Consider the following 13,121-nt stretch of genomic DNA (forward strand, 5'->3'; position numbering starts at 1 on the left):
CCAGCACGGCTCCCCGGGCCCGAAGACCCGGAAAGCGGGGTAAGGACAACCGAGGTAAGCACACCCCCCGGTTGAAGGAAACGCCACCCACGCTCGCCCGCCTGCTCCCGCCGTCCACTGCCGGATGCTCGCCCGGTCACCCCGGGTCGACCTCCATGGTTCCCCTCGGCTTAGTGCACCGGTGCGTCACCCGTCAAGCCGTGAAACCGTAAAGAGCCGTAAAAGAAAACCGCCACCCCGGACGAACCGGAGTGGCGGTGGGAGACTTCAGGACCCGCGGTGCGGACTAGGCGGCACCGCTGGTCTGGGAGCCCTCGGGCCGACCGCCGGTGGGGGGCAGGCTCGGGGAGAGGTCGTCGCCGAGACCGGCGGCCAGGGCGGCCTCCATGTCGGCGATCTCGTCGGCCTGACTCTCCACCTCGATGTCGAGGTACTTGTAGTTGGGCAGACCGGTACCGGCGGGGATGAGCCGGCCCATGATGACGTTCTCCTTGAGGCCGCGCAGGTAGTCCACCTTGCCGTTGATGGCGGCCTCGGTGAGCACCTTGGTGGTCTCCTGGAAGGAGGACGCCGAGATGAACGACTCGGTGGAGAGCGAGGCCTTGGTGATGCCGAGCAGCAGCGGCTCGCCGACGGCGGGGCGCTGGTCCTTGGCCATGACCTTCTCGTTCTCCTCCTCGAACACGTACTTCTCGACCTGCTCGTCGACGAGGAAGCTGGTGTCGCCCACGTCGGTGACGCGCACGCGGCGGAGCATCTGCCGGACGATCACCTCGATGTGCTTGTCGTTGATCTTCACGCCCTGGAGCCGGTAGACCTCCTGCACCTCATCCACCAGGTAGCCCGCGAGCGCCTTCTCGCCGAGCACCTTGAGGATGTCGTGCGGGTTGGCCGAGCCCTCCATCAGCGCCTCGCCGGCCTTGACGCGGTCGCCGGCGTGCACGTTGATGTTCTTGCCCTTGGAGATCAGGTACTCCTTGGCCAGGTCGGTGCGCAGCTCGCCAGCCACCTCGGGGGTGAGGATGAGCTTGCGCTTGCCCTTGGTGTCCTTGCCGAAGGACACCACGCCGTCGATCTCCGCGATGGCCGCGGCGTCCTTGGGCTTGCGCGCCTCGAAGAGCTCGGCCACGCGGGGCAGACCGCCCGTGATGTCCTTGGTCTTCGTGGTCTCGCGAGGCACCTTGGCGATGACCTCACCCGCGTGGATCTCATCGCCGTCGTTGACGGTGATGATGGAGCCCTGCGGGAGGAAGTAGCTCGCCGGAGCCTTGGAGGAGATGAGGTTCTTGGTGTTGCCCTCCTCGTCGCGCAGGGTGATGCGCGGACGAGCATCGGGGTCCTTGGACTCGACGATCGTCTTGCGGCTGAGGCCGGTGACCTCGTCCAGCGACTCGTTCATCGTGACGCCTTCGATGATGTCCTCGAAGCGCACGACGCCGCCCACCTCGGTGAGCAGGGGAATCGCGAACGGATCCCACTCGGCCAGCAGGGTGCCGGCCTCGAGCTTCTGGCCCTCCTTCACGAGGATGCGGGCGCCGTAGATGACCTGGTAGCGCTCGCGCTCGCGGCCGGTCTCGTCGACGATGACGAGTTCGCCGTTGCGGTTCATGGCCACGAGGCTGCCGTCCTTCTTCTGAACCGTGGCGAGGCCGGAGAACTTCACCGTACCCGCGTTGCGGTTCTCGAGGCTGGACTGCTCGGCGCGCCGCGTCGCCGCACCACCGATGTGGAAGGTGCGCATCGTGAGCTGGGTACCCGGCTCGCCGATGGACTGCGCCGCGATGACGCCGACGGCCTCGCCCACGGACACCTTGCGGCCACGGGCCAGATCACGGCCGTAGCACTCCACGCAGATGCCGCGCTTGGCCTGGCAGGTGAGCACCGAGCGGATCTTCACCTTGTCGAGGCCACTGTTCTCGATGCGCTTGACGCGCTCCTCGTCGATCTCCTCGTTGGCGCGCACGAGCACGTCATTGGTGACCGGGTCGAGGATGTCATCGAGGGCCACTCGGCCCAGGATGCGCTCGCCGAGCGGCTCGATGATCTCGCCGCCCTCGACGAGGGCGCCGATGAACAGGCCGTCCATGGTGCCGCAGTCGTACTCGTTGATGATGGCGTCCTGCGCCACGTCGACGAGACGGCGGGTGAGGTAGCCGGAGTTGGCCGTCTTAAGGGCCGTGTCCGCCAGACCCTTACGGGCGCCGTGGGTGGAGATGAAGTACTGGAGCACGGAGAGACCTTCACGGAAGTTGGCCGTGATGGGCGTCTCGATGATTTCACCGGAGGGCTTGGCCATGAGGCCGCGCATACCGGCCAGCTGGCGGATCTGCTGGGCGGAGCCGCGGGCACCGGAGTCGGCCATGATGTAGATGGGGTTGAACGACGGCTGCTTGCGCACCTCGCGCTTGCCGTCCTTCTCGCCCACGGCCTCGTCCTGGGAGATCTGCTGCATCATCTCGGCGGCCACCTTCTCGGTGATCTCCGCCCAGATATCGATGACCTTGTTGTAGCGCTCGCCGTCGGTGATGAGACCCTCGAGGTACTGGTTCTCGATCTCCGCCACTTCCTTGCGCGCGAAGTCCAGGAACTCCTGCTTCTTGGCAGGAATGATCATGTCCTTGAGCGCGATGGAGATGCCGGCGCGGGTGGCGTTGGTGTAGCCGAGCGACCGGATGCGGTCGGCCAGCAGCACCGTCTCCTTCTCACCGGTGAGGCGGTAGCAGAGGTCGATCAGGCCACCGAGCGACTTCTTGTCGAGCACCTTGTTGATGGCGTCGAAGCCCACCTTGCGCGGCACGATGTCCCAGAGGAGGACGCGGCCGACGGTGGTCTCCTTGCGCTTGCCCAGGATGCGGCAGACGACCTTGGCCTGGAGGTGCACCTCGCCATGGTCGTACGCGGCGCGGACCTCGTCGGGCGAGGCGAACACACGGCCCTCGCCGTGAGCGAACTCGCGGGCGCGGGTCATGTAGTAGATGCCGAGCACCATGTCCTGCGTGGGGACGATGATGGGCTTGCCGTTGGCGGGGCTGAGGATGTTGTTGGTGGACATCATCAGCACGCGCGCCTCCATCTGAGCCTCGATGGAGAGCGGCACGTGGACGGCCATCTGGTCACCGTCGAAGTCCGCGTTGAAGGCGGCGCACACGAGCGGGTGCAGCTGGATGGCCTTGCCCTCGATGAGCACGGGCTCGAAGGCCTGCATGCCGAGGCGGTGCAGGGTCGGGGCGCGGTTGAGGAGGACCGGGTGCTCGCGGATGACGTCCTCGAGGATGTCCCAGACCTCGGGACGCTCCTTCTCCACCATCTTCTTGGCGCTCTTGATGGTGGTGACGTAGCCCTTCTCTTCGAGCTTGTTGTAGATGAACGGCTTGAAGAGCTCGAGCGCCATGATCTTCGGCAGGCCGCACTGGTGCAGGCGCAGCTCGGGACCGACCACGATCACGGAACGGCCGGAGTAGTCCACGCGCTTGCCGAGCAGGTTCTGACGGAACCGGCCCTGCTTGCCCTTGAGCATGTCGGAGAGGGACTTCAGCGGCCGCTTGTTGGGGCCGGTGATCGTCTTGCCGCGGCGGCCGTTGTCGAACAGCGCGTCCACGGCCTCCTGGAGCATCCGCTTCTCGTTGCGGATGATGATGTCAGGGGCGTTGAGCTCCTGCAGCCGCTTGAGGCGGTTGTTGCGGTTGATGACGCGACGGTACAGGTCGTTGAGGTCCGACGTGGCGAAGCGGCCACCGTCCAGGGGGACGAGCGGACGCAGGTCGGGCGGGATGACGGGGATGACGTCGAGCATCATCCACTCCGGCTTGTTGCCGGACATCCGGAAGGCCTCGGCGACCTTGAGGCGCTTGGCGTACTTCTTCTTCTTGGCCTCCGAGTTGGTCTCGCGCATGTCGCGGCGGAGATCCTCGGACAGCCGGTTCACGTCGATCGACTTGAGCAGCTCGCGGACGGCCTCGCCGCCCATGCCGGCGGAGAAGGACTCCTCACCGTGCTCCTCGTAGAGCCGGTGGAGCTTCTCCTCGCTGACGAGCTCACCGCGCTGCAGCGGCGTCGCCTTGGGGTCGATGATGATGTAGCTCTCGCAGTAGAGGACCTTCTCGAGCTCCTTGAGCGTGATGTCGAGCAGGTTGCCGATGCGCGAGGGCAGCGACTTGAGGAACCAGATGTGCGCCACGGGCGTGGCGAGCGTGATGTGGCCCAGGCGCTCACGGCGCACCTTGGACTGGATGACCTCCACGCCGCACTTCTCGCACACGACGCCGCGGTGCTTCATGCGCTTGTACTTGCCGCAGTTGCACTCGTAGTCCTTCACGGGGCCGAAGATGCGGGCGCAGAACAGGCCATCCCGCTCCGGCTTGAAGGTGCGGTAGTTGATCGTCTCCGGCTTCTTGACCTCGCCGTGCGACCACTGCCGGATCTTGTCCGGCGACGCCAGCGCGATGCGGATGGCGTTGAACGAGAGCGGATCCTTCGGCTTCTCGAAGAAGTTGAAAATGTCCTTCACGGTGCCTCCGAATTTCTTCTGAGCGCGTGAGCGCGAATTCGTTTCGCCTGGCCGCCAGCGCCCGCCCGCTGAGGGAGCGGGCGCCGGGGGTCAAGCACGCTGGACTAGGCCTCGGTACCGGTCTTCACCCGGTCCTCGCCATCGCCACCACCACCACCACCACCGAAGTCTCCGGAGAAGGAGCGCTGGCGCTCGGGGGGAGCGCTCTCCAGGAGCTCGACGTCGAGCGCGAGCGACTGGAGCTCCTTGAGGAGCACGTTGAACGACTCGGGCAGACCGGACTCGAGGACGTTGTCGCCCTTGACGATCGCCTCGTACATGCGCGTGCGGCCCACCACGTCGTCGGACTTGACGGTGAGGAACTCCTGCAGCGTGTACGCCGCGCCGTAGGCCTCCATCGCCCACACTTCCATCTCTCCCAGACGCTGGCCGCCGAACTGGGCCTTGCCGCCCAGGGGCTGCTGCGTGACGAGCGAGTAGGGCCCGATGGAGCGGGCGTGGATCTTCTCGTCCACCAGGTGGTGCAGCTTGAGGATGTACATGACGCCGACGGTGACGTTCTGGTCGAACGGCTCGCCGGTGCGGCCGTCGAAGAGCACCATCTGACCGGTGCGCGGCAGCCGGGCCTCGTCGAAGAGGGAGTGGATCTCCGTCTCGCGCGCGCCGTCGAACACCGGCGTGGCGACATGGATGCCCCGCTTGAGGCGGCTGCACAGGCTGCGAACCTCGTCATCGGACAGGGTGTCCACGAACTCGCCGAAGGCCTTGTCGTCGTAGACGGTCTTCACCTGCTTCTTGAGGTTCTCGCCGCTGTAGTTCTCCTCGATGTAGCGCTGCAGCTGCTCGCCCACGCCCTTGGCGGCCCAGCCCAGGTGCGTCTCGAGGATCTGCCCGATGTTCATGCGCGAGGGCACGCCCAGCGGGTTGAGCACGATGTCCACCGGACGCCCGTCCTCGAGGTACGGCAGGTCCTCCTCGGGGAGGATGCGGGAGACGACGCCCTTGTTACCGTGGCGGCCGGCCATCTTGTCGCCCACGGCCAGCTTGCGCTTGATGGCGACGTACACCTTGACCATCTTGATGACGCCCGGCGGGAGCTCATCGCCCTTCTTGATGCGGGCGATCTTCTCGCCGAAGGCCAGCTTCACGGCCTCGGTGGTCTCCTCCAGGTTGCGGAGGATGTCGCGCAGCTTGCCGTCGAGCGGATCGCCGACGGAGATCTCCGTCCAGTACTTGTACGGGACGGTGGCCAGCAGCTCGTCGGAGACGATGTCCCCCTTCTTCAGGAGGATCTTGCCCTTGTCGTCCACGAGCTTGCCCTGGATCTCCTTGCCACGGAGCATGGCGCGCAGACGGCTGTAGGCGCTGTCGCGCAGGACCTTGATCTCGTCGTTCTGGTCCTTGAGGAGCTTGGCTTCCTCCATGGACTCGATCTGCTTGGCGCGCTCGTCCTTCTCGACGCCCTTGCGGCTGAACACCTTGGCGTTGATGACGGTACCCACCACGCCGGGGGGCACGCGCAGCGAGCTGTCGCGCACGTCGCCGGCCTTCTCACCGAAGATGGCGCGCAGCAGCTTCTCCTCGGGGGAGAGCTGGGTCTCGCCCTTCGGGGTGATCTTGCCCACGAGCACGTCGCCGGGCTTCACCTCGGCGCCGATGCGGATGATACCGCTCTCGTCGAGGTCCTTGAGGGCCTCCTCACCCACGTTCGGGATGTCGCGGGTGATCTCCTCCTTGCCGAGCTTGGTATCGCGCGCGATGCACTCGAACTCCTCGATGTGGATGGACGTGAAGACGTCCTCCTTGAGGATGCGCTCGGAGATGAGGATGGAGTCCTCGAAGTTGTAGCCCTGCCACGGCATGAACGCGACGACCACGTTCTGGCCCAGCGCCAGCTCGCCGGTCTCGGTCGCGGGACCGTCGGCGATCACGTCACCCTTCCGCACCCGGTCGCCCTTGCGGACGATGGGCTTCTGGTTGAGGCACGTGTTCTGGTTGGAGCGCTGGTACTTCAGGAGGTTGTAGATGTCGACCTCGCTGGAGATGTCGAACGCGCCCGTGGCGGAGTCCGCCTTCACGACGATGCGGCTGGCGTCCACGCTCTCCACGATGCCATCGCGCCGGGCCACGCAGGTGACGCCGGAGTCGCGGGCCACGATGGCCTCGATGCCGGTGCCCACGAGCGGAGCGGCGGTGCGCAGCAGCGGAACGGCCTGGCGCTGCATGTTCGAGCCCATGAGGGCGCGGTTGGCGTCGTCGTTCTCGAGGAACGGGATGAGGGAGGCGGCCACCGACACCAGCTGGTTCGGGGACACGTCCATCAGGTCCACTTCCTCGGCCTTGGCCTGGACGAACTCACCGCCGCGGCGAGAGGACACGAGGGCGTTGACGAACTTGCCCTTCTTGTCGGTCTCGGCGTTGGCCTGGGCGATCGTGTGCTTCTCCTCCTCGAGCGCGGAGTAGAAGGCCACGTCACCGGTGACCGAGCCGGCCTCCACCTTCTTGTACGGCGTCTCGACGAAGCCGAACTCGTTGACGCGGGCGAAGGTGGACAGCGACGCGATGAGGCCGATGTTCGGACCTTCCGGCGTCTCGATGGGGCAGATGCGGCCGTAGTGCGTCGGGTGCACGTCGCGCACCTCGAAGCCCGCGCGCTCGCGGGTGAGGCCACCGGGCCCGAGGGCGGACAGACGCCGCTTGTGCGTGACCTCGGACAGGGGGTTCGTCTGGTCCATGAACTGCGACAGCTGGCTGGACCCGAAGAACTCCTTGATGACCGCCGTCACGGGCTTGGCGTTGATCAGATCGTGCGGCATGAGCGTCTCGATCTCCTGGAGGCTCATGCGCTCCTTGATCGCCCGCTCCATGCGCACCAGACCGATGCGGTACTGGTTCTCCAGCAGCTCGCCCACCGCGCGCACACGGCGGTTGCCGAGGTGATCGATGTCGTCGATCACACCCTTGCCGTTCTTGAGGTCCACCAGGTAGCGGATGACCTCGAGGATGTCGCGCTTGGTGAGGATCTGCCCGTCGAGCGGCTCCTCGAGGCCGAACTTGAAGTTCAGCTTGAGGCGGCCGACCTTGGACAGGTCGTAGCGCTCGGGGTTGAAGAAGAGGTTGCTGAACAGGTTGGTGGCCGTCTCCGGCGTCGGGGGATCACCCGGGCGCAGGCGGCGGTAGATCTCCATGATCGCCTGCTCGGGCGACTCGATCTTGTCCAGCATCAACGTCTCACGCAGGTAGGGACCCACGTTGAGGTTGTCGATGAAGAGGACCTTGAACTCCTTGATGTCGCGCTTGAGGAGCTCGTCGATCTTGTCCTGCGAGACTTCCTCGTTGCACTCGAGGATGACCTCGCCGGTGTTCTCGTCCACCACGTCGTAGGCGGACACCTTGGTGAAGAGCTCGTCCGCGTCGATCGGGAGCGTCTTCATCTTGGCCGCTTCGAGCTTCTTGATGGCGGCGCGGGTGAACTTGCGGTTCTTCTTGACGATGACGTCGCCCGTCTTCGTCTTGATGTCGCGCGTGGCGCGCTGACCGGGCAGGAGCTCCAGCTCCACCGACTTCTCGAAGTCGGTGTTGCTCTGCAGGTAGATGGTCTCCGTGGCGTAGTAGTAGTTGAGGATCTCCTCGGTGGAGCCACGGAACTCCAGCGGGTTCTTCTTGGCGGTGTCCGCCACCGCGCCCAGGGCGCGGATGAGCACCGTGGCCGGCAGCTTGCGGCGCCGGTCGATGCGGACGTACAGGATGTCCTTGTGGTCGAACTCGAAGTCGATCCACGAGCCGCGGTACGGGATGATGCGGGCGTTGTAGAGCAGCTTGCCAGACGAGTGGCTCTTGCCCTTGTCGTGGTCGAAGAAAGCACCCGGGCTGCGGTGCAGCTGGCTGACCACCACGCGCTCGGTCCCGTTGATGATGAAGGTACCGTTCTGGGTCATCAGCGGGATTTCGCCGAAGTAGACCTCCTGCTCCTTCACATCGCGGATGGACTGGGCGCCAGTCTCCTCGTCCTTGTCCCATACGACCAGGCGCACGACGACCTTGATGGGCGCCGAGTAGGTCATGCCACGCTGGTGGCACTCATCCACGTCGTACTTGGGCTTTTCGAGGTGATAGCTGACGAACTCGAGCGAGGACGTCTCGTTGAAGTCCCGGATCGGGAAGACCGACTTGAAAACTCCCTGAAGCCCGATGTCCTCACGCTTCTCCGGCGGGATGTCAGCCTGGAGGAACTTCTCGTAGGACTGCTTCTGGATGTTGATGAGGTTGGGAATGTCGATGGTCTTCGCGATCTTCGCGAAGGTCTTCCGCACTCGGAAGTTGTTCTGGATCTGCGTCGGCATTCGAACTCCGGGGCGAGCAATCTCTGCTGGCGGGGCGAGATTGGGTAACGCGCAGCGGCAGCGGAAAATTTAGAGATACGGAAAGGGCAAAGCCGGCGCACCCTTTCCGGGCACGCCGGCCTGCTCATCCGGTCAGGAGGCGGCGGGAATTTTCCGAAACCCGTCGCACACCTGAGAAACAACAACTACTTGATGTCGACCTTGGCGCCAGCCGCGGTGAGCTGGTCCTTGATCTTCTTGGCGTCGTCCTTGTTGACGCCCTCCTTGACGTTCTTCGGGGCGCCCTCGACCAGGTCCTTGGCCTCCTTCAGGCCCAGGCCGGTGATGGCGCGGATCTCCTTGATGACGTTGATCTTGTTCGCGCCGGCGTCGGCGAGGACGACGGTGAACTCCGTCTTCTCCTCGGCCGGGGCAGCGGCGGCGGCGGCGGGGCCAGCGGCCACGGCAACGGCGGCGGCGGACACGCCCCACTTGCTCTCGAGCTGCTTCACGAGCTCGGCGGCCTCCATCACCGTCAGGGTGGAGAGCTGGTCAACGATCGAATTCAGGTCAGCGGCCATTTCAATGTCCTTCTTTTTCTAGCGGCCTGGCTCCCCATGGGGAGGAAAAGGCCAGAGGTTTGCGGTGGGTCTGCTTCTGGGGGCTATTACTTGGGCTGCTTGTCCACGTTCGCCTGGAGCACGCGGGCCAGCTGGGAGCCGGGGGCCGCGATGGTGCGAACGAGCTTGCCGGCAGGCTGGTTGAGCATGCCGAGCAGCTGGGCGCGGAGCTCGGGCAGACCGGGCATCTTCGCCAGGGCCTTCACGCCCTCGACGTCGACACGGCGGCCCTGCACGGACGCGCTGCGGACCTTGATGGTCTCGAGATCCTTGATGAAGTCCACGAGGATCTTCGCCGGGGCCACGACGTCGTCGTAGCTGATGGCGATGGCCACGGGCCCCACGAAGTCCTGTGCAATGACCTCCACAGGCGTACCCTTCGCGGCGCGCTTGGCCAGCGTGTTCTTCAGGACCTTGTAGTCCACCTTGCCGTCGCGGAACTTCTTGCGCAGCTTGGTCACGGTCTCCACGTTCAGCTTGGAGAACTCCGCGACGATCGCAGTCTGAGCCCTCGAGAACTTCTCGTTGAGCTCCTTGATCAGTTCTTCCTTCTCGCTCTTGATCACTTGGTTTCACCTCCTTACGACACCCACCCGAAGGCGGGCTGGATTACCTGGGCCACGCAAGTGGCAGAGCGAGAGGAGCCCCGTAAGGCACCACACCGCACCTCCAGTCTCGGCAGGGCGACTCTAGGAGTCGTTTGAACCCTGGGTGGTCTTCGTGGCTCCGACCGGTTGTCCGGTTGCCAACGGAGGGCACGAGTCCCACCCCGGGTCCCTGCTGTCTGGGACCAGGGATGTTTGAAGCGCGCCGTCTCATCGACGTGGCGCTTCAATTGCAAAAGCCGGGGCGCTATACCCGCGGCTTCGCGAAACGTCCAGCAAATTATGACTGCCGGCGTCAATCAGACGACGAAGGGGGCCTCCCGGATGAAGAGGCCCCCCACCGTCTGAACCGACGAGTCCCCTGCCCTACCCCTGACTACCGGTGGCGGGCGAGGATCTCGTTGGTGTCGATCTTGATGCCCGGGCTCATGGTGGCGGAGATGGCCACGCCCTTGAGGTAGACGCCCTTGGCGGTGGCCGGCTTGAGCTTCATCACCAGGTCCACCAGGGTGTTGAAGTTCTCGGTGAGCTTCTCCGGGGTGAAGGAGGCCTTGCCGACCTTGACGTGGACGATGCCGGCCTTCTCGGCGCGGAACTCCACCTTACCGCCCTTGGCGTCGCGGACGGCCTTGGCCACGTCCATGGTCACCGTGCCCACCTTCGGGTTGGGCATGAGGCCACGGGGACCGAGCACCTTACCGAGGCGGCCGACCACACCCATCATGTCCGGGGTGGCGATGACGGTGTCGAAATCGAGGAAGCCGCCCTCGATGCGCTTGGCCAGCTCGTCGCCGCCGACCACGTCGGCGCCAGCACCCTCGGCCTCGGTGGCGCGCTCGCCCTTGGCGAACACGGCCACGCGAACCGTGGCGCCCGTGCCGTGCGGGAGGACCACGGCGCCACGGACCATCTGGTCCGCGTGCTTCGGGTCCACGCCGAGGTTGAGCGCCACCTCGACAGTCTGATCGAACTTGGTCCCGCGGAGGGCCGTGGTCTCCTTCAGGAGAGCAAAGCCATCGGCGATGGTGTAGCGCTTGTTGCGGTCCACCTTCGCGATGGCCGCACGGAACTTCTTACCGGTCTGAGGCATGGGAAATATCCTGTTTCAGAAGGGGTGGAGGGAGAGGATCAGACGACTTCGATGCCCATGGAGCGCGCGGTGCCAGCGATGGTGCGCTTGGCGGCGTCCAGAGAACCGGCGGTCGTGTCCTCGATCTTCTTCTTGGCGATCTCCTCGAGCTGCTTCTGGGTGATCTGCCCCACCTTCTCCTTGCCCGGCTTCTTGGCGCCCGAGCCCTTCTTCTTCTCGGTGTGCAGGCCCGCCGCCTTCTTGATGAGGACGGCCGCCGGCGGCGTCTTCAGGATGAAGGTGAAGGAACGGTCCGCATACACGGTGATGATGACCGGGATGATCAGGCCTTCCTTGGCCTCCGCCTGGGTCTTGGCGTTGAACTGCTTGCAGAACTCCATGATGTTCACGCCCTGCTGACCGAGCGCGGGGCCGATCGGCGGAGCGGGGTTCGCCTTACCGGCGGGAATCTGCAGCTTGACCTGCCCTGTGACCTTCTTCATTTGCTGAAAACTGCCTTTCGAGACGGTGGTTCCAACGGGCCGCTTGACGGGCGGCCCTCCCACCCTGGGTATCCCCGAGCGCTCTCACGCCGGGGAAGCTTGCTAGCCGGTGGTCTTCTCCACCTGCATGAAATCGAGCTCCACCGGCGTGGCGCGGCCGAAGATGCTCACGAGCACCTTCACGCGGCCCTTCTCGGCGTTGACCTCTTCCACCGTGCCATTGAAGTTGGCAAACGGCCCGTCGATGACGCGCACGGTGTCGCCGTCGGAGAACTGCACCTTCGGCTTGGGCTTGAGCGTGCCCTCGGAGATCTGCGAGGTGAGCCGGGCCACTTCCTTGTCGGAGATGGGCGTGGGCTGCTCGTTCTGTGCCGCACCGGGGAAACCGGTGATCTTCGGCGTGTTCTTCACCAGGTGCCAGGAGCGGTCATTGAGCTCCATCTGCACGAAGATGTAGCCCGGGAAGAACTTGCGCCGGGACGTCTTCTTCTCGCCCTTCACCATCTCGACGACCTGTTCCATGGGAATCAGGATTTCGCCGAACAGGTCCTGCAACCCCTCGAGACGGATCCGCTCTTCCAGGCTCTTCTTCGCCTGGTTCTCGAAGTTCGAGTAGGTGTGGACCACGTACCATTTCATCGCCATTACAACTTCCCCCAGATGGCGGGTATCCACTCAACCATAAGGTTGTAGGCGAGGGTGTCGATGCAGAAGAGGAGCACGGCCGCCACGACGGAGGCGACGATGACCGCCACGGTCGACGCCTTGGTCTCCGCCCAGGAAGGCCAGGTGACCTTCATCAGCTCGGAAGCCACATCGAGCGAGAGGGCGTGAGTCTTGGGGTACACGTAGGCCCCCACCACGAGCCCCGCGGCGAGCAGGAAGCCCACCAACGTGGAGACCTGCCAGTCGACGCCGTCGATGATGACGGGGTCGCTCCAGCCGGCCCTGGCCCAGATGAGGCCACAGACGTGCTCCAGGAAGAGCGCGAAGATGAGACCCGCGATGAGGAAGAAGATGACCACGAGCCGCTTCGGGTCCATCCCCGAACGGTTCGCCTGCTGGCTGGCCTCGGATGCCGCTGCCATGATTCCTCGCTGACTGAGTACTGCCTGATCCCGGAAACACAGGGACCCCCGGTACGTGGGTACCGAGGGTCCCTGCAACTAACAACTGGCAGGCCAGGAGGGATTCGAACCCCCAACACGCGGATTTGGAGACCGCTGCTCTACCGTTGGAGCTACTGGCCTAAACACCCGACCACAACAACCGAACTAGACCTTACCTTCCTTATGGACGGTATGCTTCCGGTCGCGGGGGCAGTACTTGCTCAACTCGAGCTTGTCCTGGCTCTTCCGCTTGTTCTTGGTGGTGTAGTAGTTCCGCTCCTTGCACTGCGTGCACTCGAGCGAGATGATGCTGCGGTTACCCTTGGGCATGACTTGAACTCGATAAGCACGAGGGGAAAGCTGTTTATCACAGCTCCCCCCTCGGG

At 64.7% G+C, this 13,121-nt stretch carries 9 protein-coding genes and 1 tRNA gene; all 10 read right to left on the reverse strand.

Going from position 1 to position 13,121, the window contains the following annotated elements:
* Positions 1–286: 286 nt before the first annotated feature.
* Positions 287–4,507: a DNA-directed RNA polymerase subunit beta' gene (gene rpoC, locus NR798_RS29475; protein ID WP_375765840.1), complete on the reverse strand. Its 4,221-nt coding sequence runs from the start codon at positions 4,505–4,507 to the stop codon at positions 287–289.
* Between the two features lie 104 nt (positions 4,508–4,611).
* A complete protein-coding gene (gene rpoB / locus NR798_RS29480; protein WP_375765841.1) occupies positions 4,612–8,850 on the reverse strand; it encodes a DNA-directed RNA polymerase subunit beta in 4,239 nt (1,412 codons plus the stop codon).
* A gap of 185 nt (positions 8,851–9,035) precedes the next feature.
* Positions 9,036–9,410 (reverse strand): 50S ribosomal protein L7/L12, encoded by a 375-nt coding sequence (gene rplL / locus NR798_RS29485; protein WP_375765842.1) that lies wholly within the window; start codon positions 9,408–9,410, stop codon positions 9,036–9,038.
* An 86-nt stretch (positions 9,411–9,496) separates the two neighbouring features.
* Positions 9,497–10,015, reverse strand: a complete 519-nt coding sequence (gene rplJ / locus NR798_RS29490) for a 50S ribosomal protein L10 (RefSeq protein WP_329732131.1) — start codon at positions 10,013–10,015, stop codon at positions 9,497–9,499.
* Between the two features lie 415 nt (positions 10,016–10,430).
* A complete protein-coding gene (gene rplA / locus NR798_RS29495; protein ID WP_375765843.1) occupies positions 10,431–11,144 on the reverse strand; it encodes a 50S ribosomal protein L1 in 714 nt (237 codons plus the stop codon).
* Between the two features lie 38 nt (positions 11,145–11,182).
* Positions 11,183–11,626: a 50S ribosomal protein L11 gene (gene rplK, locus NR798_RS29500; RefSeq protein WP_375765844.1), complete on the reverse strand. Its 444-nt coding sequence runs from the start codon at positions 11,624–11,626 to the stop codon at positions 11,183–11,185.
* A 102-nt stretch (positions 11,627–11,728) separates the two neighbouring features.
* The gene (gene nusG, locus NR798_RS29505; protein WP_043392853.1) at positions 11,729–12,271 is read right to left on the reverse strand and encodes a transcription termination/antitermination protein NusG; all 543 of its coding nucleotides are present in this window, start codon (positions 12,269–12,271) and stop codon (positions 11,729–11,731) included.
* Complete coding sequence (gene secE / locus NR798_RS29510; RefSeq protein ID WP_375765845.1) at positions 12,271–12,714, reverse strand: preprotein translocase subunit SecE; 444 nt, start codon at positions 12,712–12,714, stop codon at positions 12,271–12,273. Before secE ends, nusG begins: the two co-directional genes overlap by 1 nt.
* An 86-nt stretch (positions 12,715–12,800) precedes the next feature.
* Positions 12,801–12,876, reverse strand: a tRNA-Trp gene (locus NR798_RS29515).
* A gap of 24 nt (positions 12,877–12,900) precedes the next feature.
* A complete protein-coding gene (gene rpmG / locus NR798_RS29520) occupies positions 12,901–13,065 on the reverse strand; it encodes a 50S ribosomal protein L33 (protein ID WP_375765846.1) in 165 nt (54 codons plus the stop codon).
* Positions 13,066–13,121: the final 56 nt, after the last annotated feature.

It is taken from the genome of Archangium gephyra (genome assembly GCF_042230915.1).
In the GTDB taxonomy this organism is placed as follows: Bacteria; Myxococcota; Myxococcia; order Myxococcales; family Myxococcaceae; genus Archangium; species Archangium gephyra_B.

What these genes read in the sequence shown, in the direction of transcription:
- rpmG (WP_375765846.1), bottom strand. Translation starts at nt 13,065, where the DNA reads ATGCCCAAGGGTAACCGCAGCATCATCTCGCTCGAGTGCACGCAGTGC.
- rpoB (WP_375765841.1), bottom strand. Translation starts at nt 8,850, where the DNA reads ATGCCGACGCAGATCCAGAACAACTTCCGAGTGCGGAAGACCTTCGCG.
- rplK (WP_375765844.1), bottom strand. Translation starts at nt 11,626, where the DNA reads ATGAAGAAGGTCACAGGGCAGGTCAAGCTGCAGATTCCCGCCGGTAAG.
- nusG (WP_043392853.1), bottom strand. Translation starts at nt 12,271, where the DNA reads ATGGCGATGAAATGGTACGTGGTCCACACCTACTCGAACTTCGAGAAC.
- rplL (WP_375765842.1), bottom strand. Translation starts at nt 9,410, where the DNA reads ATGGCCGCTGACCTGAATTCGATCGTTGACCAGCTCTCCACCCTGACG.
- secE (WP_375765845.1), bottom strand. Translation starts at nt 12,714, where the DNA reads ATGGCAGCGGCATCCGAGGCCAGCCAGCAGGCGAACCGTTCGGGGATG.
- rplA (WP_375765843.1), bottom strand. Translation starts at nt 11,144, where the DNA reads ATGCCTCAGACCGGTAAGAAGTTCCGTGCGGCCATCGCGAAGGTGGAC.